This window comes from Achromobacter colocynthidis, from assembly GCF_057334535.1.
The window spans coordinates 960,307-983,469 of the sequence record NZ_JBHFIZ010000037.1 but is presented as its reverse complement, the minus strand read 5'-3'; the positions used below and the strand labels follow the sequence as shown (position 1 = coordinate 983,469).

General features: G+C 65.2%; 23 protein-coding genes. 9 read left to right on the top strand and 14 right to left on the bottom strand.

Features of this window, described 5'->3' with window-relative positions:
• Nucleotides 1–258: 258 nt before the first annotated feature.
• The 5 genes from hemA to ACE04A_RS24120 all read left to right on the top strand — a co-directional run bounded on the left by hemA (nt 259) and on the right by ACE04A_RS24120 (nt 4,617).
• Entirely contained in the window at nt 259–1,533 is a 1,275-nt protein-coding gene (gene hemA, locus ACE04A_RS24140; RefSeq protein ID WP_046803238.1) for a glutamyl-tRNA reductase, read from the top strand.
• Nucleotides 1,534–1,617: 84 nt separating this feature from the next.
• Entirely contained in the window at nt 1,618–2,700 is a 1,083-nt protein-coding gene (gene prfA / locus ACE04A_RS24135; RefSeq protein ID WP_485820589.1) for a peptide chain release factor 1, read from the top strand.
• Nucleotides 2,701–2,709: 9 nt separating this feature from the next.
• The gene (gene prmC / locus ACE04A_RS24130; RefSeq protein WP_448716743.1) at nt 2,710–3,543 is read left to right on the top strand and encodes a peptide chain release factor N(5)-glutamine methyltransferase; all 834 of its coding nucleotides are present in this window, start codon (nt 2,710–2,712) and stop codon (nt 3,541–3,543) included.
• Between the two features lie 176 nt (nt 3,544–3,719).
• Nucleotides 3,720–4,046, top strand: a complete 327-nt coding sequence (grxD, locus tag ACE04A_RS24125) for a Grx4 family monothiol glutaredoxin (protein WP_006227137.1) — start codon at nt 3,720–3,722, stop codon at nt 4,044–4,046.
• A gap of 7 nt (nt 4,047–4,053) precedes the next feature.
• Nucleotides 4,054–4,617 (top strand): UbiX family flavin prenyltransferase, encoded by a 564-nt coding sequence (locus tag ACE04A_RS24120; RefSeq protein ID WP_006227138.1) that lies wholly within the window; start codon nt 4,054–4,056, stop codon nt 4,615–4,617.
• A 124-nt stretch (nt 4,618–4,741) separates the two neighbouring features.
• Here the strand turns inward: ACE04A_RS24120 and ACE04A_RS24115 are convergent, their stop codons facing one another.
• Nucleotides 4,742–5,815 carry a DUF6817 domain-containing protein gene (locus ACE04A_RS24115; protein WP_448716741.1) on the bottom strand — a complete coding sequence of 358 codons (1,074 nt, stop codon included), beginning with the start codon at nt 5,813–5,815 and terminating at the stop codon, nt 4,742–4,744.
• Nucleotides 5,816–5,987: 172 nt separating this feature from the next.
• Between ACE04A_RS24115 and ACE04A_RS24110 the strand changes: the two genes are divergently transcribed.
• A complete protein-coding gene (locus ACE04A_RS24110; protein WP_279995379.1) occupies nt 5,988–6,782 on the top strand; it encodes a MetQ/NlpA family ABC transporter substrate-binding protein in 795 nt (264 codons plus the stop codon).
• Nucleotides 6,783–6,858: 76 nt separating this feature from the next.
• Here the strand turns inward: ACE04A_RS24110 and ACE04A_RS24105 are convergent, their stop codons facing one another.
• From ACE04A_RS24105 to ACE04A_RS24090, 4 genes are read right to left on the bottom strand one after another with little or no spacing between them, the layout of a single operon-like run.
• The gene (locus ACE04A_RS24105; protein ID WP_485820588.1) at nt 6,859–7,707 is read right to left on the bottom strand and encodes an SDR family NAD(P)-dependent oxidoreductase; all 849 of its coding nucleotides are present in this window, start codon (nt 7,705–7,707) and stop codon (nt 6,859–6,861) included.
• Complete coding sequence (locus ACE04A_RS24100) at nt 7,704–8,498, bottom strand: citryl-CoA lyase (RefSeq protein ID WP_448716738.1); 795 nt, start codon at nt 8,496–8,498, stop codon at nt 7,704–7,706. The genes ACE04A_RS24105 and ACE04A_RS24100 overlap by 4 nt, the downstream gene beginning before the upstream one ends.
• Nucleotides 8,495–10,000, bottom strand: a complete 1,506-nt coding sequence (locus ACE04A_RS24095) for a class I adenylate-forming enzyme family protein (protein ID WP_485820587.1) — start codon at nt 9,998–10,000, stop codon at nt 8,495–8,497. The genes ACE04A_RS24100 and ACE04A_RS24095 overlap by 4 nt, the downstream gene beginning before the upstream one ends.
• 15 nt (nt 10,001–10,015) lie before the next feature.
• Nucleotides 10,016–11,005, bottom strand: coding sequence for a Bug family tripartite tricarboxylate transporter substrate binding protein (locus tag ACE04A_RS24090; protein WP_259250791.1), 990 nt, complete (start codon nt 11,003–11,005; stop codon nt 10,016–10,018).
• A gap of 102 nt (nt 11,006–11,107) precedes the next feature.
• Here ACE04A_RS24090 and ACE04A_RS24085 point away from each other — a divergent pair, with 102 nt between their 5' ends.
• Nucleotides 11,108–11,872: an IclR family transcriptional regulator gene (locus tag ACE04A_RS24085; RefSeq protein WP_485820586.1), complete on the top strand. Its 765-nt coding sequence runs from the start codon at nt 11,108–11,110 to the stop codon at nt 11,870–11,872.
• 17 nt (nt 11,873–11,889) lie between these two features.
• On the opposite strand, the gene ACE04A_RS24080 is transcribed toward ACE04A_RS24085, so the two are convergent.
• The 3 genes from ACE04A_RS24080 to ACE04A_RS24070 all read right to left on the bottom strand — a co-directional run bounded on the left by ACE04A_RS24080 (nt 11,890) and on the right by ACE04A_RS24070 (nt 15,557).
• Complete coding sequence (locus ACE04A_RS24080) at nt 11,890–12,438, bottom strand: DUF934 domain-containing protein (RefSeq protein WP_448716735.1); 549 nt, start codon at nt 12,436–12,438, stop codon at nt 11,890–11,892.
• Nucleotides 12,431–14,173 carry a nitrite/sulfite reductase gene (locus ACE04A_RS24075; RefSeq protein WP_485820585.1) on the bottom strand — a complete coding sequence of 581 codons (1,743 nt, stop codon included), beginning with the start codon at nt 14,171–14,173 and terminating at the stop codon, nt 12,431–12,433. Before ACE04A_RS24075 ends, ACE04A_RS24080 begins: the two co-directional genes overlap by 8 nt.
• Before the next feature lie 439 nt (nt 14,174–14,612).
• Complete coding sequence (locus tag ACE04A_RS24070; protein ID WP_259250786.1) at nt 14,613–15,557, bottom strand: LysR family transcriptional regulator; 945 nt, start codon at nt 15,555–15,557, stop codon at nt 14,613–14,615.
• A 453-nt stretch (nt 15,558–16,010) separates the two neighbouring features.
• On the opposite strand from ACE04A_RS24070, the gene ACE04A_RS24065 reads away from it, so the two are divergent.
• Complete coding sequence (locus ACE04A_RS24065; RefSeq protein ID WP_279995384.1) at nt 16,011–17,348, top strand: DUF3100 domain-containing protein; 1,338 nt, start codon at nt 16,011–16,013, stop codon at nt 17,346–17,348.
• Between the two features lie 92 nt (nt 17,349–17,440).
• Here ACE04A_RS24065 and ACE04A_RS24060 read toward each other — a convergent pair whose 3' ends face one another.
• The 4 genes from ACE04A_RS24060 to ACE04A_RS24045 form a co-directional block, all read right to left on the bottom strand.
• Entirely contained in the window at nt 17,441–18,049 is a 609-nt protein-coding gene (locus ACE04A_RS24060; RefSeq protein ID WP_485820584.1) for a hypothetical protein, read from the bottom strand.
• A gap of 159 nt (nt 18,050–18,208) precedes the next feature.
• Entirely contained in the window at nt 18,209–18,817 is a 609-nt protein-coding gene (locus ACE04A_RS24055) for a glutathione S-transferase (protein ID WP_447991914.1), read from the bottom strand.
• A 72-nt stretch (nt 18,818–18,889) separates the two neighbouring features.
• Nucleotides 18,890–19,540: a carbonic anhydrase gene (locus tag ACE04A_RS24050; protein WP_100854169.1), complete on the bottom strand. Its 651-nt coding sequence runs from the start codon at nt 19,538–19,540 to the stop codon at nt 18,890–18,892.
• Between the two features lie 171 nt (nt 19,541–19,711).
• The gene (locus tag ACE04A_RS24045) at nt 19,712–20,050 is read right to left on the bottom strand and encodes an FxLYD domain-containing protein (RefSeq protein ID WP_279995386.1); all 339 of its coding nucleotides are present in this window, start codon (nt 20,048–20,050) and stop codon (nt 19,712–19,714) included.
• A 354-nt stretch (nt 20,051–20,404) separates the two neighbouring features.
• On the opposite strand from ACE04A_RS24045, the gene ACE04A_RS24040 reads away from it, so the two are divergent.
• The gene (locus ACE04A_RS24040; protein WP_438859960.1) at nt 20,405–20,731 is read left to right on the top strand and encodes a PsiF family protein; all 327 of its coding nucleotides are present in this window, start codon (nt 20,405–20,407) and stop codon (nt 20,729–20,731) included.
• 564 nt (nt 20,732–21,295) lie between these two features.
• Here the strand turns inward: ACE04A_RS24040 and ACE04A_RS24035 are convergent.
• Together ACE04A_RS24035 and pcaD are read right to left on the bottom strand one after the other, a co-directional pair.
• On the bottom strand, nt 21,296–22,336 hold the full coding sequence (locus tag ACE04A_RS24035) for a cyclase family protein (protein WP_438860360.1): 1,041 nt from the start codon (nt 22,334–22,336) through the stop codon (nt 21,296–21,298).
• A 4-nt stretch (nt 22,337–22,340) separates the two neighbouring features.
• Nucleotides 22,341–23,120: a 3-oxoadipate enol-lactonase gene (gene pcaD, locus ACE04A_RS24030; RefSeq protein ID WP_448716732.1), complete on the bottom strand. Its 780-nt coding sequence runs from the start codon at nt 23,118–23,120 to the stop codon at nt 22,341–22,343.
• Nucleotides 23,121–23,163 lie beyond the last annotated feature (43 nt).

Sequence of the window (23,163 nt, the reverse complement as noted above, 5' to 3'; positions counted from 1 at the left end):
GGATTTTCAATCCTCTGCTCTACCGACTGAGCTACCAGGCCAACGAAGTCCGCAACTATACACAATTTTTTGGGGCCACGCCAGCAAGGCGGGGCAATTCGCCAACAATTTTTCCGCCCCGGTTTCCGCCCTGACTGTTGGGTGAATGGCACGGATAGGTGCGACGCAGCGTCGCGGCAGGGGGCGGAACTGCGCTGGGGATAACCCGCAGGGGTATAATCTTCCAGTTATTTCGTGGCAGTCTTTTACGCATCCCACATGTCGGTAGCTGTCCTTGCCTTCGGTCTGAACCACACGTCCGCGCCGGTTTCGGTTCGCGAGCGCGTGTCCATGCCCGTCGATCTGGTCAAGCCCGCGCTGGAAGGTCTGCGTTCGGCATTCGGCGGTTCCGTCCGCGAAGCCGCCATCCTGTCCACCTGTAACCGCACCGAGATCTATTGCGCCGCTGACGGCCACGTTGCCGATCAACTGCCTGCCTGGCTGGCTGAACACAACCGCCTGGACGCCGGCACGCTGCGCCCGCACCTGTACCGCCATCATCAAGACGACGCCGTGCGTCACGCTTTCCGCGTGGCCAGCGGGCTGGATTCCATGGTGCTGGGTGAAACCCAGATCGTCGGTCAGATGAAAGACGCCGTGCGCGCCGCCGGCGAAGCCGGGTCGCTGGGTACCTTGCTGCACCAGATGTTCCAGCGCACGTTCTCGGTGGCCAAGGAAGTGCGGTCGCAAACCGCCATCGGCGCGCAGTCGGTGTCCATGGCCGCCGCCGCCGTCCGCCTGGCCGAGCGCGTGTTCGGCAACCTGGACCAGGCCCGCACGCTGTTCATCGGCGCGGGCGAAATGATTGAACTGTGCGCCACCCACTTTGCCGCGCAACGCCCGCGCAGCATGGTTGTGGCCAACCGCACGGCCGAGCGCGCCGAAATCCTGGCCAACCGTTTTTCGGCCAGCACCATGAAGCTGTCCGACCTGACCGACCGCCTGTCGGAATTCGACGTCATCGTGTCCTGTACGGCAAGCTCCCTGCCCATCCTCGGCTTGGGGATGGTGGAACGGGCCACGCGCCTGCGCCGCCACCGCCCCATGGTCATGATCGACCTGGCCGTGCCGCGCGACATCGAACCTGAAGTCGGCCGCCTGGACGACGTCTACCTGTATTCGGTGGATGACCTGGGCCGCCTGGTGCAGACCGGCACCGACGCGCGCCGCGCCGCCGTGGTGCAGGCCGAAGCCATTATCGAAACCCGCGTCCAGGGCTTCATGCACTGGATGCAGTCCCGCGAAGTGGTGCCCGTCATCCGCGACCTGCACCAGGCCGCCGAAGACGTCCGCGCCGCTGAACTGGAACGCGCGCGCCGCCTGCTGGCGCGTGGCGAATCGCCCGAAGCCGTGCTGGAACAACTGGCGCACGGGCTGACGCAAAAATACCTGCACGGCCCGCTGGCGGCGTTGAACCGCAGCGAAGGCGACGACCGCAAGCAACTGCTTGCCTGGATGCCGCGCCTGTTCCCCGGCCGCGACTCCCGCCGTTAGCGAATCTGCCCCACGTCCCGCCTCCTGGCGGGCGTTCGTCTTTGTGGGCGCCCGCTATTCCTGTTTTCTCTTTGGTCATTCCCCATGAAATCTTCCATGCGCAGCCGGCTGGAGCATCTGTGTAACCGCCTGATCGAGGTGGACGCGTTGCTCGCCCAACCGGAAACCGCGTCCGATATGGACCGTTTCCGCAAGCTCTCGCGCGAACGCGCCGAGCTGGAACCCGTGGTCGAGGCCTTCACCGCTTTCGCCCGCACCGAGGAAGACCTGGCGACCGCGCAGGAAATGCTGTCTGACCCCGAAATGAAGGCCATGGCCGAAGACGAGATCAAATCGGGCCGAGGCAAGCTGGAAAGCCTGGAGAGCGCACTGCAATTGCTGCTGCTGCCGCGCGACCCCAATGACGGACGCAGCGTGTTCCTGGAAATTCGCGCGGGCACGGGTGGCGATGAAAGCGCGCTGTTCTCGGGCGACCTGCTGCGCATGTACACGCGCTATGCGGAAACGCGCGGTTGGCGCGTCGAGCTGATGTCGGAAAGCGCCTCGGAACTGGGCGGCTACAAGGAAGTGATCGCCCGCATTGACGGCGACGGCGCCTACGGCCGCGTGAAGTTCGAGTCCGGCGCGCACCGCGTGCAGCGCGTGCCCGCCACCGAAGCGCAGGGTCGCATCCACACGTCGGCCTGCACCGTGGCCGTTATGGCCGAAGCCGACGAGATGTCGGAAATCGTCATCAACGCCAATGACCTGCGCATCGACACGTTCCGTGCCAGCGGCGCGGGCGGCCAGCACATCAACAAGACCGATTCCGCCGTGCGCATCACGCACTTGCCGACGGGGCTGGTGGTGGAATGCCAGGACGACCGCTCGCAGCACCGCAACAAGGACAAGGCCATGCAGGTGCTGGCCGCGCGCTTGAAAGACAAGGAAACGCGCGAACGCCAAAGCAAGGAAGCGGCCGAGCGCAAGAGCCTGATCGGCACGGGCGACCGGTCCGAGCGCATCCGCACCTATAACTTCCCGCAGGGCCGCGTGACGGATCACCGCATCAACCTGACGCTGTACAAGTTGCAGCAGATCATGGAAGGCGACCTGGAAGAGCTGACCGGCGCGCTGATCGCCGAGCATCAGGCCGAGCAGTTGGCGGCGCTGGGCGACGACATCTAAGGCGGCGCCATGACGACGCCCCAGCTGAAAAGCCTGCTGCTGGACACCCGCCTGCCGCGCCTGGAAGTGCGCATGCTGCTTGAGCACGTGTTGCAAAAGCCGCGCGCCTGGCTGCTGGCGCATGACACCGATCCGCTTGCGCCTGATGTGGCGGCGGCGTTCGAGGCCTTGCTGGCGCGCCGCCTGGCCGGCGAACCCATGGCGTATCTGCTGGGCCATCGCGAGTTCATGGGCCACCGGTTTCGCGTCACGCCCGACGTGCTGATTCCGCGCCCCGACACCGAAGTGCTGGTGGAAACCGCGCTGGAATGCGTGGCGGGCATTGCGGGGCCGGCCGTGCTGGATCTAGGTACGGGCAGCGGCGCCATCGCGATATCGATCGCCCTGGCGCGCCGCGACGCGCGCGTGATGGCGTCCGACGTCAGTGCCGCCGCGCTGAAGGTGGCGGCGGCCAACGCCTGGGATCTGACCGCTTCGGTGCGTTTCGTGGAAGGCAGTTGGTTTGACGCCGTGCCCGCGGGCGAGGGCTTTGACCTGATCGTGTCCAATCCGCCCTACGTCGCCAATGACGACCCGCACCTGGACCAGGGCGACTTGCGCTTCGAACCGCGCGGCGCGCTGACCGATGGCGCGGGCGGGCTGGAAGGCCTGGGCCGCATCGTGGCCGGCGCCGGCGCGCACCTGAAGCCGGGCGCGCAGCTATGGATGGAGCATGGCTGGGATCAGGCGCAGGCGGTACGCGGCTTGCTGGCGGAGGCGGGCTTTGAATCGGTGCACAGCCGGCACGACCTGGCGGGCATTGAAAGAATTTCCGGCGGGCGCTGGCCGGCCGGGGGGCGTTGACCGCCCGGGCAGTTGACCCGGCTGTTACAGTTTTCCACTACGGCAAACCCGCGAAAAGCCCGCCCGAGTAGCCCGGCGCGGGGCCGGTATCCGCCCAGCTTTACGGGTATTTACGGCCGTTTTTTCCGCTGTACCTATAATTGGCGTATTCCGTTATGCCTGTCCAAGAGACCACCATGAGCGACGTTCAAGAATTCATCCGCGAAACCGTGACCCAGCACCCCGTCGTGCTGTTCATGAAGGGCACTGCCCAATTCCCGCAATGCGGCTTTTCCGGCAAGGCCATTCAGATCCTGAAGGGCTGTGGCGTGAAGAAGCTGGTTACCGTCAACGTGCTGGAAGACGACGAAGTCCGCCAGGGCATCAAGGAATTCTCCAGCTGGCCCACCATCCCGCAGCTTTACGTGGCGGGCGAATTCATCGGCGGCTCGGACATCATGAACGAGATGAATGAATCCGGCGAACTGAAGACGCTGCTGGAGCAATCCGGCGCCACGGCTTAAGTCGCCCATGCGGCGACTTGTCATCGGCATCACGGGCGCCACCGGCGCGCTCTACGCGGTGCGCATGCTGCAAGCCTTGCGCGGCGTGGACGATGTCGAGACTCACCTGGTTGTGTCGGCCTCGGGCGTGTTGAACATCAAGCACGAGCTTGATGTCAGCCGCCACGACATCTATGCGCTGGCCGACCACGTGCATTCGGTGCGCGATGTGGGCGCCACGCTGGCCAGCGGCGCGTTCCAGACGGCGGGCATGGTGATCGTGCCGTGTTCGATGCGCACCTTGGCGGCCGTGGCGCATGGCCTGTCGGATAACCTCATCACGCGCGCCGCCGACGTCACCTTGAAGGAGCGTCGGCGCCTGGTGCTGATGGTGCGGGAAACGCCTTTCAATCTGGCGCACCTGCGCAACATGACCGCCGTGACCGAAATGGGCGGCATCGTGTTTCCGCCGCTGCCGGCGTTTTATCACCGCCCGGCAAGCATTGAAGAAATGGTGGACCACACCGTGGCGCGCGTGCTGGAACTGTTCGACATCGTCGTGCCCGGCCCGCACTGGGAAGGCATGAAGTAGCCGACGAGCCTCGGTAGCGTGAATATGTAGCGTGCACATCTAGCGTGCACATGTAGCGTAAACATGTAGCGCGAACATGAAGCAGCCCCGCATGCGGGGCTGTTTGCATCGCGGCCGCGCGCGTTTACTCGACCAGCCCCAGGCCATTCAGCGCGGCCAGATTCTCCGGCCATTGGCGTGCGCGGGCGTTTTGCAGTTCGATGCGCGCCCAGGCCATCCAGCCCGCCCACTCAATCCGCTTGTCCCATGCCGTGCCCCAGGCTTGCAAGGCCGCCAGGCCCGCTGCCGCATGCGCTTGTGCCGCATCGAAATCGCCCGAGGTCAATGCCAATTGCGCCAGCAGCAAGCGCGGCTCGCCCACCCAGGGGTTGTGTTCGACGGCGGCTTCCAGCAGGTGGCGCGCGCTGTCCATTTCCGTCAGCGGGTGCATGCGCGTGATGACTTGCCAGTACAGCGCGCTGGCGGCCGCCTCGTCGCGCGCGCTGAGCGTGGCGCGGCAGGCGTCGAACGCCGGGGGAATGGGGATGCCGGTATCGGCGGGCATGCGCGACAAGGGCGCCAACAGGTGCGACAGCATCGACAGAATATTCGACGGCGGCTTCAGCGGACCTGGCCACAGCGACGACGCCCAGTTCGTTTTCAAATCGCGGCGCTGCTGCTGCGGATAGCCCGCGAAGATCTCGTCTTGCCAGCTATGCCATTGTTCGCCGATGTCGGCGGCGGACACGACGATGAACGCGGCGACCTGGCGTGGCGTCAACGTAAAGACCTGCCCGTTAGCGCCCTCAAGCGTCATGCCGTCGCTGCCCGCACCTTGGCCCGCCAGCACCGCCTGCACGAACTTCGTGCGCGGCATCTCGCAGAACAGGCTGACCCACGCTTCGGCTTCTTCGCCCAGCACCTCGCGCAGCGTCGAGCGTTCACGCTCGCGGTCAAACAGCGTCAAGTCCACGTATTCGTTGCCGTAGACGCTGTGGAACAGACCCAGCATCCGCACTTCGCGCGGCTGGTTCCACAGCGCCAGCGTGCGGTACACGCCCAGCAGATGGTGCTTGAAGGTGCCGGTCTTGTGCCAGTCTTCGCCGGCGCTGCGCGCGAACAGCAACTCCAGCAATGCGGGCAGGTCGGCATCGATGGCGGCGTAGTGGTCGGCAAGCAGCGCGCGCGCGTGCGGGTGGAGTTCGTTGTTGGTGGACATGGCGCAAGGCGTGTAATTGAAGGCAGCCGCTATTGTGTCCGCATGAGGCGGGCTTGTCATGGGGCGGCGCTTTATACGATTTGGCTCATATCAATATGAATATTCATCGCTTCCAGTTTGGTAGCGCGCTGCATAGAATCGCGGGTCATTCTTTTTACATGCAGAGCTTCCTATGCGCCTTCGCCATACCCTCGCCATTTTTGCCGCCGTGCTCGGATTCGCCGGCACCCAAGCCATGGCGCAGGACGCCGAACTGAAGGTGGGCGTCACCGTTGGTCCGCACGCGCAAATCGGTGAAGTGGCGCAGCAGGTGGCGGCCAAGCAGGGCCTGAAAGTGAAGCTGATTGAATTCAGCGACTTCATCCAGCCCAACGCCGCGCTGGACGCCAAGGAGCTGGACCTGAACATCTACCAGCACAAGCCCTTCCTGGATTCGCAGAACAAGGCGCGCGGCTACAAGCTGGTGCCGGTGGCGACCGCCGTGGTGCAGCAGATGGGCATCTATTCCAAGCGCTTGAAGTCGCTTGATGATCTGCCGCAAGGCGGCAAGGTTGCCATTCCCAACGACCCGACCAACGGCGCCCGCGCGCTGCTGGTGTTGCAGGCGGCCAAGCTGATCAAACTCAAGGACGGCGTCACGGTGACCGCGTCGCTGTTCGATGTGGTCGAGAACCCCAAGAAGCTGAAGTTCATCGAAATCGAAGCGGCGCAGTTGCCGCACTCGCTGTCGGACGTGGATGCGGCGGCGGTGAATTCCGCCTATGCCATCCCGGCCGGCCTGTCGCCCGCCAAGGACGCGCTGGCACTGGAAAGCAAGGACGCGCCGTTCGCCGCCGTGGTGATCGCCGCGCGCGAAGACAACAAGAATGACCCGCGTGTTGCGCGCTTCATCAAGGCGTACCAGTCGGACGAGGTGAAGGCGTTTGTGGCCAAGCAGTTCCCGGGCGCGTATTCCACGTCTTGGTAAGCCGCCATACCCGCGCTGCCTGCCCGCCTTCGAAACGCGGCGCCTGCAAGGGGCGCCGCGCCTGACGCACTGCGCGTCAGGCGTACTTGCCTGTCAACCCGCCGTCCACCACCAGCTCCGTGCCGGTGATGTAGGACGCATCGTCCGATGCCAGGAAGGCCACCGCTTTCGCCACTTCCCAGGGCGTGCCCATCCGACCCATCGGCACCTGCTTGTCGCGCGCGGCCAGCGCTGCCTGGAGGTCGTTGGGGTCGAACATGCGCGCCACGTTTTGCGCCACGCGCGGCGTGTCGATCAGGCCGGGGATGACGGTATTCACGCGGATGCCGTCGGCCGCGTATTGCTGCGCCGCCATGCGCGCAAAATGAATCACCGCGGCTTTGCTGACGCTATAGGCCAGGTGCGGATAGCCGGTGTAACGGATGCCCGCAATCGACGACACCGTGACGATGGCCCCGCCGCCTTGCTGGCGCATCAGCGGTGCCAGGATGCGCGTGGCGATCAGCAGGCTGGTCACGTTCACTTGCTGGATGCGGTTCCAGTCTTCCAGCGAAATGTCTTCCGGCCCGCCCACCTTGCCGATGCCCGCATTGGCTTGCAGGATGTCGATACGCCCGTAGCGGCGCAGCGCGGCATCGACTGCGGCCTGCATGGCGTCCGGGTCGGCCACATCTGCCTGCACGGGCAAGGCGCTGCCGCCCGCCAGTTCAACCTGGTGCGCGGCGTCTTCGGCGGCGGCAAGGTCCACGTCCAGCGCCACCACTGACGCGCCTTCGCGCGCCAACGTCACACAGCTTGCGCGGCCGATGCTCCAGCCGGCGGCCGACGCCCCGGCGCCGGCCACCAAGGCGATCTTGCCTGCCAGACGCGCGCCGCTGGTGGCAGCGGTGGCATTGGTGATAGAGGCAGCGCCCGTGGCCGTCATGCCGAGCCCTCGCCGTCCTGCTGATGTGTCTTGCCCTTGCCCACGTAGGGAATGGCGTGGTCGATGGTTTCCCAGATGTAGCGGCCCGACGGGCTTTGCTGTTCTTCCGCCACGTGCGACACCAGGCCCGCCGCGCGCGAAATGACGGCGAAGCCGCGCATCAGGTTGGTGGGTACACCGATCTCGCTCAGCAGCGCCGCCACCGCGCCCGTTGCGTTGATGGTGATGTGCTTGCCATAGGTCTCGTCCACCGCGCTTGCCAGCAGGCGCAGCGCGCGCAGCGATGCGCCGTCCAGATCCGGCTCGGCTTCGGCCAGCGCCAACAGCTTGATCGAACGTGGGTCGTCGGGCTTGTGCAGATGGTGGCCAAAGCCGGGCAGGGCGCGGCGCTGCTCGCGGAACTCGCGTGCGATGGCCAGCGCTTCGGTGCGCCCATCGGCCGCCTGCTTGATGCGGTCCAGCAGGCGCGAGCAATTTTCCATGGTGCCCACGAACTGGCTGCCCACGGCCATCAGCCCGGAGGCGACCGCGCCTTGCAGATTCTCGGGCGCGCTCATGTAGATCAGGCGCGTGGCAATGGCGCTGGGCGTCATGCCGTGTTCCATCAAGGTCACCAGCACGGCGTCGACGATGCGCATGTCCACGGGGCGCGCGTCACGCCCCAGGATCTGCATGATCATGACTTCGGTAAACGTCTTCTTGCCGATCAGGTCTTCAACCAGATCGACGTCCCGGTACGACATGCCGGTCAGGTGGTGGGCGCAAAGACGGGTTTCAGGGGTGGTGCTCATGGCGTTTCCTTTTGCGCGGCGTCGCGCACAGCGTTCTTCAACACCTTGCCGACGCTGGAGCGTGGCAGGCTGTCGTGGAAATGGAATTGTTTGGGCGTGGCGACCGGACCCAGCAGCGCGCGCACATGGGCTTTGAGCGCGTCGGCGTCGGCTTGCGCGCCAGGTTGTAGCTGGACGGCGGCGTGCACGGCCTCGCCCCATTTGTCGTCGGGCAGGCCGAACACCGAGCACTCATACACCGAGGGGTGCGCCGACAGCGCGTTCTCGACATCCACGGGATACACGTTGAAGCCGCCGGTGATGATGACGTCGCGCAGGCGGTCTTTCAGGAACAGGTAGCCGCGCGCATCGATCAGGCCGGTGTCGCCCGTGTGCAGCCAGCCGTTGACCACGGTCTCCGCCGTCTTCTCGGGCAGGCGCCAGTAGCCGGTCATGGTCAGGTCGCCCTGCACCACCACTTCGCCGATCTCGCCCCGGGGCAGCAACGCGCCGTCGGCGCCCATGATGGCCACGTCTGACAGCCAGGTCACCCGGCCAACCGAGGCGCGGTTCTCGGGCGTTTCCAGGTCGGCGGGGCGCAGCACGGTGACGATCTGCGGCGCTTCTGTCTGGCCGTAGGTGGTGCCCAGCACGGGGCCGAAGAAGTCGCGCGCGCGGTCGATTTTTTCGGGCGGCATGGGGGCGCCGCCGTAGATCAGGTTGCGTAGGCGAGGGAAGTCGGCGCGAGACACGCCTGGCTGCGCCATGATCATGTAGATCAGCGTGGGCGGCATGAAGCTCAGCGTGCCGCCCCGTTCGCGAAACGCCGCCGTGATGCTGGCCGGCGTCACGCTGTCCAGCAGCAGGTGCGCGCCGCCACGGGCCAGGATGGGCAACAGATACGTGCCCGTGCCGTGCGTGATGGGGGCGGACACCACGTAGCGGTCTTCGCTGGTCAGTTCCCAGCTGGCGATCTGGTTGATGATGCCGGCGTTCCACGCGCGGTACGGCTGCATCACGCCCTTGGGTAGCCCAGTCGTGCCGCCCGTGAACTTGATGGCCTGGGTGGCATCGCGTGACAAGTCGTGGCGCACGGGTTCGCGCCCTGCATAACGCTTGAGCAGCGCGCCCGCCGCCAATGCTTCCGTGTTGTCGTCCAGATGGATGCGCGCGCCATCCGATGTGGGCGCCAGCGGCGCCCCGACGCCGTCGACGATGACGATCGACGGGGCCGTGGCGTCCAGGATGCGCCCGATCTCACGCTCGGTGCTGCGGTAGTTGAGCGGTACCCAGACCTTGCCGCTGGCCATCACCGCCAGCAAGGCAAGGATGTGCCGCGCGGAATTGCCCGCGCAGATGGCCACGCGGGTTTGCGGGGCAGGGTCCAGGTCTTGCAAGGCGGCCGCCAGCGCCCGCGTGTCGGCCGCGAGTTCGGCGTAGGTCACGACGCCATCGGGGCCGTCCAGGGCTACGCGCTGCGGGTACTGCTCGGCGGCGCGGAAGAAAAAATCGATCGGGTACACCTGTGCTCCTTGAACCTAGTTGGCCTTGATGTTGGCGCGCTTGACCACGGCGCCCCATTTGTCGATTTCGCTGTCGATCTTCTTGCTGAAGGTCTGCGGGGTATTCGGCGGCTGCGGCGCGTAGAAGCCGGCCTGCTTGTAGGACGCCTGCACTGCCGGGCTGGCCAGCGCCTTGTTCAAGGCCTCGTTCAAGCGCTTGACGACGGCGTCGGGCGTACCGGCGGGCGCCACCAGGCCGAACCAGGATTCCACGTCGAAGCCGGGCAGGCCGGATTCGGCCAGCGTGGGCACATCGGGGGTGGCATCCAGCCGCTTGGGCGACGTGACGCCCAGCGCGCGCAGCTTGCCGGCCTGCACATGCGGCAGCGACGACGGCAGGTTGTCGAACATGGAATCCACTTGTCCGCCCAGCAGATCGGCCACGGCCGGGCCGCTGCCGCGATACGGGACGTGCAGGATGTCGGTGCCGGTTTCCATCTTGAAGAGCTCGCACGACAGGTGGATGGACGAGCCGCTGCCGGACGATGCGCAGGTCAGCTTGCCGGGGTGGGCCTTGGCGTAGGCGATGTATTCCTGCACCGTCTTGATGGGCACCTTGGGGTTGACCACAAGAATGTTGGGAATGGTGGCGACCAGCCCGACCGGCTTGAAGTCTTTGATGAAGTCGTAGTTGAGCTGGCTGTACAGCGAGCGGTTGATGGTGTTGGCGATGGAGCCCATGTACAGCGTGTAGCCGTCGGCCGTCGCGCGCGACACGATTTCCGCGCCGATATTGCTGTTGGCGCCCGTCTTGTTTTCGACGACGAAGCTTTGCCCAAGCTCTTCCGTCAGCGACTTGGCCATCAAGCGCGCGACGATATCGGTGGCGCCACCGGCGGCGTAGCCCACCACGATGGTCACGGGCCGATCGGGATAGGGCGCGGCCGCAAGCGAAGCGCCATTGACGGCTAGCGTGCCGCTCAGGGCGGCCGCGATGGCGGCCAGCCTCCTGGTGATTGTCTTCATTGTTGTCTCCGTCCTATTTGTCTAGTATTTGGACAGATCTTTGTCTGCCCGTTTTCATATTGGGCTTAGTCAAGGGCGTCATCAACGCAGCGTGTCCAAAATATGAACAAACGTGATTCGGAAGAGACTGGCCCGCGCATCCTGCGCCGTGGGCTGCGGGTGTTGGGGGTGTTGCGGCAGGCGGGGGCCGGGGGCATGCACGTGGCGGATATTGCGCGCGCGGCGGGGATGCAGCGGTCTACGGTGTACCGCTACCTGGATGTGCTGATGGAAGAGGGCTACGCCCTGCGCGAGCCGAACGCGCCGCGCTGGCGCTTGGCGGAGCTGGGGGTGATGCTGGCGGACGACCCCCACGCGCAGGCGGTGCGGAGGCTGCGGCCGATACTGCGCCAGATCAGCGATGTAACGGGCGACTCGGCCTTCCTGATTTGCCGCGCGGCCAATGATTCGCTGTGCCTGCACCGCGAGGTGGGCAACTACGCCGTGCAGGTGCTGGCGGTAACGGTGGGCCACCGCCAGCCCTTGGGCGTGGGCGCGGCGGGGCTGGCGCTACTGGCCGCCTTGCCGCCGGGCGAAGCCGATGATGTGGTGACGCAAAACGCGCAAGCCCTGAGCGCCTATGGCGGCATGACCGCCGCGCACATGCGGCGCCTGGTGGAGAACACGCGGGGCCGGGGCTGGGCGGTGGTGGGCAACGCCGCCGTGCCCGGGGTGCTGGGCGTGGGCGTGGCGCTGTGCGATGCCAGCGGCTATCCGCGACTGGCGGTCAGCGTGTCCAGCGTGATCGACCGCATGCAAGCCACGCGCCAGCGCAGTATTGCCGAGCTCATCCGCACGCACCTGGCGCAGGACGAAGCCCGGCTGTAGCGCGGCGCGTGGGCGTATCAGGCGGCCGCTGCTGACGGGGGCGCGCGATACGTTTTCTGGTAGTGCACCGTGAACGTCTTGAAGGCGTCCAGCGCCTTGTGCGGGTCGTGGCCGGGCTTGACCAGAAAGCTGTTGAAGCCGACGCGGGCCTGGTAGTGGATGGTGTCGATCATGACGTCACCCACCGCGCGCAGTTCGCCGGCCCAGTGGTATTGCGTGCGCAGCAACTGCGCCAGCGAATAACCGCGGCCGTCCGTGTAGTTCGGGAAATCCACGGCAATGAAGGCGATGCCGGCGGGGTTCAGGGTGCCGTCGGCATCAAGCAGGTCGCGCAGGTCGGCGTCGGGTTCCAGCAGCACGGCCACGGGATGCTTGTGGCGGCGCAAGGTGGCGCGCGACGTCTTCCAGATGGACAGCGGCACGACCCAGCCGGGTTCGTCCGTGGGCACCTGGCCTTCGGCCGCCACTTCGGGTTCGGGCACGAACGGGCGAGACGTATCGGCTTGCAGGCGGCCGTCAAGAATCAGGTGCGGGCCGGGGGCGTCGTGGGCGTAGAGGTCAGACATGGGCGGGCTCGGCGCTTTGTGCGGGTTTGGCGAAGGCGGGATCGGCGTAGACGTCCTGCTTGAAGGGGTCGATGCCAACGCGGTCCACCACGTCGATGAAGCGCTCGGTTTCACTGTCGCGCAGGCCCAGGTAGGTGCGGATCAGGCGGTCGACCACGCCGGGCACCTGGTCGCGCGCGAACGAGGGGCCGATGATGCGACCCACGGCGGCGCCGCCGCCCCGGGTGGATTCCAGGTCGGGCAGGGGCTTGGCCGCGCCGTTCTGGCGGCCGCCCAGCGTGACCTGATACCACTCTTCGCCGGCCTTATCGACACCCAGGATGCCGATGTGGCCCACGTGGTGGTGGCCACAGGAATTGATGCAGCCGGAGATGTTCAGGTCCAGTTCGCCGATTTCGAACAGGTAGTCCAGGTCGTCGAATTGGCGTTGGATGGCTTCGGCCACGGGGATGGACACGGCGTTGGCCAGCGCGCAGAAGTCGCCGCCGGGACAGGCGATGATGTTGGTCAACAGGCCGACGTTGGGCGTGGCCAGGTTCAGCGCTTCCAGCTTCTGCCAAAGCTCGTGCAGACGGGCGCGGCGTACGTCGGCCAGGATGAGGTTCTGCTCGTGCGAGACGCGCAGTTCGCCGTAACCATAGGCGTCGGCCAGGTCGGCCACGGCGTCCATTTGGTCGGCCGTGATGTCGCCGGGCGGCACGCCGGTGGGCTTGAGCGAAACGGTGACGGCGGCGTAGCCCGCGACCTTGTGCGCGTGCACGTTGGTGCGCAGCCAGCGCGCAAAGCGCTTGTCGCCGGCGGCCAGGGCGTCGGTGTTGTCGGTGTCTTGCGCGGCGGCGGCGTCGTATTGCGGCCACACGAAGCGGGCCTTGATGCCGTCAACGAATTCCTGGGTGATGGTGTCGGGGCCGTCTTTGATGAGCTGCCACTGTTCATCGACCTGCTGGGCATAGACTTCGGGCGTCAGGTCCTTGACCAGGATCTTGATGCGCGCCTTGTACTTGTTGTCGCGGCGGCCATGCAGGTTGTAGACCCGCAGCGCGGCTTGCAGATAGGTCAGCAGATGCTGCCATTCCACGAAGGGGTTGATCAGCTTGCCGACGATGGGCGTGCGGCCCATGCCGCCGCCGCCCCACACGCGAAAGCCCAGCTTGCCATCGCGTTCAACGGCTTGCAGGCCGATATCGTGCACGCCCACGGCCGCGCGGTCTTGCACGGCGCCGCTGACGGCGATCTTGAACTTGCGCGGCAGGAAAGCGAATTCGGGGTGCAGCGTGGACCACTGGCGAATGATCTCGCACCAGACGAGCGGGTCGACGAGCTCATCGGGCGCGACGCCGGCGAAGTGGTCGGTGGTGGTGTTGCGGATGCAGTTGCCGCTGGTCTGGATGGCGTGCATCTGGACGGTGGCGAGTTCCGCCAGGATGTCCGGCACGTCTTCCAACTTGGGCCAGTTGAACTGGATGTTCTGGCGGGTGCTGAAGTGGCCGTAGCCGCGATCCCACTTGCGCGCGATGTGCGCCAGCGTGCGCAGTTGGCGCGACGCCAGCATGCCGTACGGAATGGCCACGCGCAGCATGGGCGCGTGGCGCTGGATGTACAGGCCGTTCTGCAAGCGCAGAACGCGGAATTCATCTTCGGTAAGCTGGCCGTCGAGGAAGCGGCGCGTCTGATCGGCAAACTGCGCCACACGTTGCTCGACAAGCTGCTGGTCGACGGGGTCATACACGTACATGTCTACTGCCCTTGTGGTCTTCGCGGTTCGAGCCTTTTTGCGCCCGGCGCGGGGCGGCGGAAAAGGGGATTCATAACCGTAACAGGCAGCAGATATCAGCGTCTAAGTCATTATGGTAATAAGGAAATAAGGCGGCGGTCCGCCTTGGGGCGGCGGGATTTGATCACCGCCGCGATGGCGATCGGCCCCACCCCAACCACAGGTCCCCAAAAGGCACGTAGGATGGGTGAAGCGCGGCAGGACCCAGGCAAGAACCCCAACCCTGACCGCGCGCAACCCATCAAACGCCCGTGACCACCCGGCAATTTTCGCCACGGCGAAACCCATCAAACGCCGGTGAACACACGGCAATTTTCGCCACGGCACAACCACCGTCCGATGGGTTCCGCGCGTTCGGCGCCCGCATTCTTTTGCCATCCATCCTCGCGCTTCACCCATCCTACGATTGGCGATCGGCTTCGATGGGTCCGTCCGCCGCCGTCGCACCAATTCCGCGCACGATGTGGTCCAGCAGTTCTCTTGCCGCGGGGGAAATGTGGCGGCCGGCGCGGCTCAGGACGTGCAGGCTGCCTTGGTTCAGGATCGGGTTGGCCAGCGGCAGGCTGGCCAGGCGCTGGGCGCGCATGTCGGCGGTGACGGCGATGGGCGGCGTTAGCGCGTACCCGATGCCCGCCGCCGCGAACTGCCACAGCGCCTTGAAGGATGACGTGGTCAGCACGTTACGCAGCCGTACCTGTTCGCTGATTTCGGCGGCCTGTATGTGTTGCCGGACCCCAAACCCTTCCTGCATCGACGCGCCGGAATAATCGGCCAGGTCAGTCAACAGCAGCGGCCGGCCCAGCCGGGTCAGCGGATGGTCTTGCTGCACGATGGCGCGGATGGGTTCGGGGCGCGAATAGTGCGTGCGCAGGCGCGCGTCATTGGGCGGCTGGAACACCAGCCCGATATAGGCGCGGTCGTCCACGATGCGCTGCACGATTTCCGACGTGCGCGCCACGTCGATGTCCAACGTCACCTCGGGGTGGCTGCGCCAATAGCCGGGCAGCACGCGGTCGAACATCAGTTCGACGAAGCCCTCGCCCAGCACCAGGTCGATATGGCCACGTTCGGCGTTGCGCAGGCTGTCGATCTCGGAAAAGAAGCTTTCCTGAATGTTCTGCTGGCGCTTCACATAGCGCGCCAGGATGTGGCCGGCGTCGGTGGGCACGACCCCGCGCCCGCGGCGTTCGAACAGCGCCATGCCGCAGTCGCGTTCCAGCGCGGCGATGGCGCGGCTGACGGCGGACGGGTCCATGTCCAGCACCTCGGCGGCGCCGCGCACGGAGCCCCGGCTCATGACCTGCATGAAATAGTGGGTGCGGCGGGCGTCGAGTTTTTCATCCATGGCGGGCTCTTGAAGGCAGGCTGCGGGCGGGGTGGTGCGGCGGCAGATCCACAGTGGTAGGTCAGGGTTTACCCGAATCTTTTGGGATGTCGTGCAAAATTTTCCCAGGAAAAGGCCGTGCGTTGCATTTTACGCAACGCTTATGCCCGCGCGATGTCATGGTTGCCGATCGGACCCCCAGGCGAAAATCGCGCCTGCTGTTCGCGCACGCAGTTGGGTGTCCGGATCGCTGGTTCGCCGGTCGCCGGTCGCAGGACGCAGGTCGCCGGATAGGCAGGCGCCGGACCGCCGAATGGCCTGACCGGCTGATCGCCGGGTTGCCAGCCGCCGGCCAGCGGCCACCAAACCTGCGGAATGCCGACCGCCGGATCGCCGGACCGCCGGACCGCCGGATCGCCGGACCGCCGGATCGCCGGACCGCGAAAACATACTCACGTTCATCAGGGGAAATTGATGTCTTACGCCAGCGCCAGTCTGGCCGCGCCTTCCATGTCGCTATCCGCCCGCGTTCGAATGCTTGCCGCCATCTTGTTGGTGGTGGTCATTTCCGAAGCGATTGGCAGCGTCACGTTTTCGGTGGGCCCGGGCAAGATCGTTCTGCAACCGATGCTTTGGGCCATCTTCATTGGCGCCATCGTGGCGGCTTTTGGCCAGCGGCTGCCCGTGGGCAGCGCCATCGACAAGGCCATGCAGACCCGCATCAGCGGCTATCTGCAATACGCCTTGCTGCCGTTCCTGGCCAAGCTTGGCCTGATGGTGGGCGGCGCGCTGCCGCAGGTGCGCGAGGCCGGCTGGGCGCTGGTGTTCCAGGAATTCGGGCACTTCTTCGGCACCATGGCCATCGGCCTGCCGTTGGCACTATTGCTGGGCATCAAGCGTGAAGCCATCGGCGCCACGTTCTCGGTGGGCCGCGAGCCCAGCCTGGCCATCATCGGCGAGCGCTACGGCATGAACTCGCCGGAAGGCCGTGGCGTGATGGCCGAGTACATCACGGGCACGGTGATCGGCGCACTGTTCGTGGCGCTGATGGCCGGCTTCATCACCAGCCTGAACATTTTTGATCCGCGATCGCTGGCCATGGGCGCAGGCGTCGGTTCGGGCAGCATGATGGCCGCCGGCGTGGGCGCCATTGCGTCCCAGCAGACGCCTGAGATGGCGCACCAGGTGGCCGCGCTGGCCGCCGCCGCCAACTTGCTGACGACAGTGGTGGGCGTGTACTTCACGCTGTTCATTTCGCTGCCGACCACCATCTTCCTGTACGGCAAGCTGGAACCCGTGCTGGGCCGCTTTTCGCGCGGCAAGGCCGATGAAGCCGTGGTCGACAACAGTGTGTCGGAAGACGTGCCGGCGCATAACTCCAAATTGGGCTTTGGCGACCGCCTGACCGCCTATGTCATCTGCGGCCTGTTCGCGCTGGTGGGCAACCGCCTGGGCTACAACGTGCCGTTCATGGACGCGCTGCCGGGCATGGGCATCATCATCCTGCTGGTGGTGCTGACCGACCTGATCCTGCGTGTGGTGCCCAAGCTGCCGGCCGTGTTCGTGCTGTCGCTGATCGCCATGACCGCGGGCTGCCCGGGCGTGCTGCCGTATTCGGACCAGATCATTGCGCTGGTCGGCAAGGTGAACTTCCTGCCGTTCACGACCGTCATCCTGGCCATGGCCGGGTTGTCGATCCTGAAGGACCTGCCCGCCTTCCGCAAGCTGGGCTGGAAGATCGTGGTGGTGTCCTTGGCCGCCAACGCCGGCACCTTCCTGGGCGCCACGATGATCGCGGAATTCTTCCACTGATCCGAACCGCGCTGAATGTGGAAAGGCCGCCTGAGAGATTCTCAGGCGGCCTTTTTTACATGGTGGGTCGTGGGCTGACTGCCGTGCTGCGCTCAGGAAATGGCGGCTGAAAACCCGGGACGGTAGCGCGCGTTGTCGGTAGCGTTTTCGGTGGCGCCGATGTTGGCCACCGCCGGCACTGCCACCGATGCGGCCTTCATGGCCACCGCGGTTTGCAGTTCCTGCACCTGCGGGTTGGCCATGGCGACGCGATACGCCTGCAAGGGCATCAGGCCTTCGATGGTGCCCAGGTCGTTCACGTTGCCGGCGCGCTGGGCCACCGGGTCGGGTTGGGTGGCGTAAGCGTCCAGGGCGCGGCGCAGGCGCGTGTCCGCGTACTGATCGCGAAAGACATCCAGGCTGGGCAGCGCGGCGGCCGCCGCACGGGCGGCCGCGTCGGCGCGGGTGTGAATGGTTTGTGACGACGCTGGCGAATCGCTCGCCCTGGCCGCTTCTGTCGACCTGGCCGCTTCGCGTGCGCGGGCGATGCGCTGGGCTTCCCACGCCGCTTGCGCCTGCGCGCTGCGCTGGGCCTCGCGCGCGGCTACGGTCTGGGCCAGACGCTCGGCTTCCCAACTGGGGCGGGTGTCGTCTACCCGCGCGATGTGCGCCGCGTAGGGCGCCGCAACGCGGGCAATGGGCGAGATCGCAGTGATGTTCATCCTTGCTCCCTGTGCGAGTCGACAAGAACCAGAGGTTTGGTTCTGCCGGGGGCTGACAAGTTCAATATTTGGCGTCAGAACTTCCTGCGTCAAAATTTACCGCGCTGCGGGCGCGGCGTCGTGTCAGCCCGTCGCACTAGGCGTCAAGGCGTAACCGTGTCAGGCCGGCGGCAGGGTTGCCTGCATGGACGGGCGTGCGTTGAAGGTCTTGAACCACGCGGCAACGCCGGGGTGGTTGCTGCGCCAGTCGTAGCTGGCGTAGCGGAAGTCCAGATAGCCCAGGGCGCAGCCGATGGCGATGGTGCCGATATCTACACGGCCTTCCAGGCTGGCCACGTTCTTTTCCAGTTGCGCCAGCGCGTCGTGCGCCTTGCTCATCTGGCCGTCGACCCAATCGGACCAGCGCAAGGCTTCGGGGCGCAGGGCGGTTTCATAGCGGGCCAGCAGCGCCGCGTCCATGACGCCATCGCCCAGGGCCTGATCAGCCAGCGCCTGCCAGCGCGCGCGGCCGTTCGCGGGGAACAGCGCACCGCCGCCCAGGTCGTTCAGGTATTCGCAGATGACGCGGCTGTCGTACAGCACCTGGCCGTCGTCCGTGATCAAGGTGGGCACCTTGCCCAGCGGGTTGCTGGGAATGATGCTCTTGTCGCGGGCGACGGGGCCGGCGGCGCTGGGCAGGTTTTCGATGCGTTCTGTCAGCGCCAGTTCGTGCGCAATGACCATGCATTTGCGCACGAAGGGTGAAGCCGGCGAGAAAAACAATTTCATAGCGGTCCTTGTCGGTTGCGTAGCGTCTTTGAAGAAAGCGAAAAGCAGCCGCAAGCGTACCGGATATGCGCCTTATTCGGTGATGCCGGTTTCCAGGCAAGGGTTGAATTCACCCGTTGCCGGATCGCGCAAGAACAGCACGCCGGTGGCCACGCCGAAGTAGGTGCCGTGCAGTTCCAGTTCGCCCTTTTCCACACGGCGGCGGATGGACGGGAACGTCATCAGGTTATTCAGGCTGTGTTCGACAACGGCCAGTTCCAGGCGCTTGAGCTTGGTCTGGCGGTCGCCGGAGCCGGGGCCCAGACGCTCGGCCATCGGTTCGATCTGCGACATCCACTTGCCGATGAAGTCGCCCTTGGACAGGGGCTTGGCGTCGTCGAAGAACGAGCGGATGCCGCCGCAAGAGGCGTGGCCCAGCACGACGATGTGCTTCACGTTCAGGCCGTTGACCGCGAACTCGATGGCGGCGCTGGTGCCGTGGTAGGACGATTCGGAATCCGGCTCACAGGGCGGAACCAGGTTGGCGACGTTGCGCACCACGAACATCTCGCCCGGGCCGGCGTCAAAGATCACTTCAGGCGACACGCGGGAATCGCAGCAGCCAATAAGCAGGATTTCCGGGCTTTGGCCCAGTTCGGCAAGTTTTTGATAGCGGCTGCTTTCCGAGTGGAAACGGCCGTCCAGGAACGATTGATAGCCTTCGGTGAGTCTTTTGGGGAACATGGTGTCACTTCCTAGTATCTAGGCCAGGCTTGCTGGCACGCCGACAGACGCAATAAGGGGCTTCGTTTGGAAGCCCCTGTTATCGAGTCGGCAAGCGGAATTTTCCCATATTTGCCCCTACAACCGCCTGTCTAAACCCTGCTTGAATAAGGGTTTTTTTACCGCGTCGGCCTACTGCGCCCGGACGTCCAGCACGGTGACCTTCGTGAATTGCAGCGGCGTCACCGCCTTGACCAGCCGGATCTGCCCCGGGGGAATCGGCCCGATTACGTCATCGTTGACTCGGCCCACTTCGCGGCCTTGCGCGTCGTACAGCACGTAGGTCAGCACCGCGCTGGAGATGGGGCGACCCGACAGGTTGGCCAGCGACCCGGTAATGGTGGACATGTTGATGTTGGTGTCGCGTACCGATTGCACATTGCCCAGCGTGACGCCGTAAGTCAGGTTTTGCGCGCTGGCGGCGCCGGACATCCCGGCCAGCAAGGCAAGGGAAGCAAGGGCGAGTTTCATGGCGGTCTCCAGGTGTGCCGGCGTAGGGGCGCTTAGCTGTCCGCGCCGCCGTTTGCGCCATCCGCTTATTGGGGCGGACGGGGCTATCTCACACCTTTCCGCCACCGTGCACAACGGGTCAAAAGGATGAATCGGTAACAGGTTGCGTGGGTTGTTCCCAGATTCGTCGCCTAATGACAAGGATGCGTCGGAATGTCTCTAGATTGAGATTTTTCGGCCTTGTCTTTTCCTAACTTTCCGATGCTTGCGGCGCGTGGCGGTTTGTTCGATGATGGCCGGGTCGGCAACCGGCCGGCAGCCCGGTCTGATGCGTGTATCTACGCAGGCGGGCGCTAAACGCAAGGGAGAAAACTCATGCTTTCCCGTACCACTCGGATGGCCTCGGCCATGGTGTTGTCCGCATGTTTTTTTGGGGCCTACGCCCAAACCCCCGCCACCCCCGCCAAGACCCCCACGCCGCAGCAGCAGCGCATGACGGAATGCAATAAGTCGGCCACGGGCAAGACGGGCGACGACCGCAAGGCCTACATGAGCAGTTGCCTGAAAGGCGAGACAACGTCGTCGGGCAAGGAATTGACGCCGCAGCAGCAGAAAATGAAAGACTGCAACGCCAAGGCGGGCGATCAAAAATTGACGGGGGATGCGCGCAAGACATTCATGAGCACCTGCCTGAAGGGATGATCGGGGCGGGGCGACGCCGTCCACAGGCCCGTCATGGAATTCGCCGCCCCACGGAGTCGGTCATGGGCACGTAGGATGGGTGCAGCGCGGAAAGGTGTTCGCAAGGAACACAATGGAAATCGCGCGAAACCCATCAAGCGGCGGTGGATAGATGGCCAATTCAGCCATAACGCCGCGGCGGGATGATGGGTTTCGCGCGATACGCAGCGGGGTTCTTGCCATTGATATTGCGCGCTCCACCCATCCTACAATTTACGACCCGTAGGATGGGTGCAGCGCGCGCTGGCATCCGCCAATACCGTAACGCCCATCGCGCGAAACCCATCATGCAGCGGTGACATCACGACCCATCCAGCCAACCCCGCCACCATCCATCAACCGTAGGATGGGTGCAGCGCGCGCCGGCATCCGCCAATACCGCAACGCCCATCGCGCGAAACCCATCATGCAGCGGTGACATCACGACCCATCCAGCCACAACCCGCCACCATCCATCAACCCGTAGGATGGGTGCAGCGCGAGGAGGCATCCGCAAGGAACATAATGGAAATCGCGCGAAACCCATCATGCAGTCGCGATCGGGGTCACCGGTGAGCCGATCGCGTGCGGCAGGCGCAGCGGGGGGGCGGTCAGCATGAAATGATGCCGGCCATTGGCATGCAAAAACTCCGCCAGGTCTTTCAAATACCAAAGCTCCGCCAACGGCAGGCCCAGCTTGAACAGACAATGGTGATGCAACGGCAGCATCGCGCGCGGGCCGGTTTTTTCGCGGGCGGGGTAAGCCTCGACCGCGTAGTTGTCCGCGCAGATCGCGGCGATGCCGCTGTCGGTGATCCATTGCAGCAAGGCCGCATCGGTACCGTCCAGCGCCGCGCCGTACGTATGCAGCACTTCCGGGTCCGGCGTGCCGTTCATCGCCACGACCGCTTCCGCGTAGCCCGTGCGCAGCACCAGCATGTCGCCGCGTTCCACCGTGATGCCATCCGTTTCCAGCACATGCATCAATTCAGCATGGCCGATCAGCGTGCGGCCCGGGCCGTAGTGGCGAAACAGGTCCACCAGCACGCCGCGCCCCTGCATGCCTTTCTGCGCCAGATTCTCCACCCCCAACTTCAACGCCGCGGACGGGCCGCCGGTCGAGCAGCCGCAGCCGGTATGTTCGCTATCCGCCGGGCCGACCACATCCACACCCGCCTGAAAGCCGTTGTAGTAGCGCAGCTCGGGCTTGCCATCTCCATCGGCATCAAACAGCGCGCCCACGTGCGCCAGCGCATCCCACTGCGTGGAATACTGCATCGACAGCAGCACCTGGTCATCGCTCAATACATCCACCGCGTCCGGGTTGACGTTGCGCAACGGAAAGTTCAGGTACGGCGTATCCGCAAGCTTGGTCGGGCTCAGTTGCGGCGGATGGCGGCGCGGGTTCAGCACGTTGCCGCCCGGCAAGTCCAAGGGCAAGGACAAGCAAAACGTCTTGCCCGCGCGGATTTCCCGCGCGCCCTTCAGCACTTGTTCTTCGGTAATCAGGTTCAGGCGGCCGAGTTGGTCGTCGGGTCCGAAGTCGCCCCAGTTGGAGCCTTCGGGCCGATGTTTCCAGCGCTGCATGCGGTTACTCCGTCAGGAAGTCGACGACCGCTCGGGTGAAGGCTTCCGGTTGTTCCCAGTTTGAAATATGGGACGTATTCAATTCAACATAGCGCGCGCCGGGGATGGCGGCGGCCAGTTCCTTGCCCTGGGCCGGGGTCGCGGCCAGATCATGCGTGCTGCTGATGACCAGCGTGGGCGCGGTGATGGCGGACACTTGCTGGCGGTAGTCGGCGTCGCGCAGCGCGGCGCAGTTGGCCGAATAACCGGCGTCCGGCGTGCGGCGCAGCATGTCGATCAGCACTTGCGTCAGGCCCGGTTCGGCGGCGCGGTAGTCGTCGGTCAACCAGCGTTCCACGAGCGTGGGCGCCATCTTTTCCAACGTTTGATCAGCCACGGCGGCGATGCGCGTGCTCCAGCCTTCCACCGACCCGATGCGCGCGGCCGTGTTGCACAGCACCAGCTTGCCAACCAGTTCCGGGTGCGCCAGCGCCAGCGCGATGCCGGTGGGGCCGCCCATCGACAGCCCGCAGAAGTGCGCGCGCTTGATGTTCAGATGCGCCAGCAATTCGGCGACGTCGCCGGCCAGTTGCTCAAACGTGTATTCGCCGTCGGGAATCGACGACTTGCCGTGGCCGCGCGTGTCGTAGCGCAGCACACGAAAATGCTTGGTCAGTTCGGGAATCTGGCGCGCCCACATGTCGGAGCAGGTGCCCAACGAATTGGAAAACACCAGCACCGGCGCGTCGGCGGGGCCATCAATGACGTAGAACAGCCGGGCTTGGCTGAGATCGGCGTAAGCCATGTGGGAAGTCCTCGGATGAAACCGCGGCCCCGCAAGGGCTGTC

Coding starts and splice junctions, on each gene's coding strand:
- hemA (WP_046803238.1), top strand. CDS start 259: ATGTCGGTAGCTGTCCTTGCCTTCGGTCTGAACCACACGTCCGCGCCG.
- prfA (WP_485820589.1), top strand. CDS start 1,618: ATGAAATCTTCCATGCGCAGCCGGCTGGAGCATCTGTGTAACCGCCTG.
- prmC (WP_448716743.1), top strand. CDS start 2,710: ATGACGACGCCCCAGCTGAAAAGCCTGCTGCTGGACACCCGCCTGCCG.
- grxD (WP_006227137.1), top strand. CDS start 3,720: ATGAGCGACGTTCAAGAATTCATCCGCGAAACCGTGACCCAGCACCCC.
- ACE04A_RS24120 (WP_006227138.1), top strand. CDS start 4,054: ATGCGGCGACTTGTCATCGGCATCACGGGCGCCACCGGCGCGCTCTAC.
- ACE04A_RS24115 (WP_448716741.1), bottom strand. CDS start 5,815: ATGTCCACCAACAACGAACTCCACCCGCACGCGCGCGCGCTGCTTGCC.
- ACE04A_RS24110 (WP_279995379.1), top strand. CDS start 5,988: ATGCGCCTTCGCCATACCCTCGCCATTTTTGCCGCCGTGCTCGGATTC.
- ACE04A_RS24105 (WP_485820588.1), bottom strand. CDS start 7,707: ATGACGGCCACGGGCGCTGCCTCTATCACCAATGCCACCGCTGCCACC.
- ACE04A_RS24100 (WP_448716738.1), bottom strand. CDS start 8,498: ATGAGCACCACCCCTGAAACCCGTCTTTGCGCCCACCACCTGACCGGC.
- ACE04A_RS24090 (WP_259250791.1), bottom strand. CDS start 11,005: ATGAAGACAATCACCAGGAGGCTGGCCGCCATCGCGGCCGCCCTGAGC.
- ACE04A_RS24085 (WP_485820586.1), top strand. CDS start 11,108: ATGAACAAACGTGATTCGGAAGAGACTGGCCCGCGCATCCTGCGCCGT.
- ACE04A_RS24080 (WP_448716735.1), bottom strand. CDS start 12,438: ATGTCTGACCTCTACGCCCACGACGCCCCCGGCCCGCACCTGATTCTT.
- ACE04A_RS24075 (WP_485820585.1), bottom strand. CDS start 14,173: ATGTACGTGTATGACCCCGTCGACCAGCAGCTTGTCGAGCAACGTGTG.
- ACE04A_RS24070 (WP_259250786.1), bottom strand. CDS start 15,557: ATGGATGAAAAACTCGACGCCCGCCGCACCCACTATTTCATGCAGGTC.
- ACE04A_RS24065 (WP_279995384.1), top strand. CDS start 16,011: ATGTCTTACGCCAGCGCCAGTCTGGCCGCGCCTTCCATGTCGCTATCC.
- ACE04A_RS24060 (WP_485820584.1), bottom strand. CDS start 18,049: ATGAACATCACTGCGATCTCGCCCATTGCCCGCGTTGCGGCGCCCTAC.
- ACE04A_RS24055 (WP_447991914.1), bottom strand. CDS start 18,817: ATGAAATTGTTTTTCTCGCCGGCTTCACCCTTCGTGCGCAAATGCATG.
- ACE04A_RS24050 (WP_100854169.1), bottom strand. CDS start 19,540: ATGTTCCCCAAAAGACTCACCGAAGGCTATCAATCGTTCCTGGACGGC.
- ACE04A_RS24045 (WP_279995386.1), bottom strand. CDS start 20,050: ATGAAACTCGCCCTTGCTTCCCTTGCCTTGCTGGCCGGGATGTCCGGC.
- ACE04A_RS24040 (WP_438859960.1), top strand. CDS start 20,405: ATGCTTTCCCGTACCACTCGGATGGCCTCGGCCATGGTGTTGTCCGCA.
- ACE04A_RS24035 (WP_438860360.1), bottom strand. CDS start 22,336: ATGCAGCGCTGGAAACATCGGCCCGAAGGCTCCAACTGGGGCGACTTC.
- pcaD (WP_448716732.1), bottom strand. CDS start 23,120: ATGGCTTACGCCGATCTCAGCCAAGCCCGGCTGTTCTACGTCATTGAT.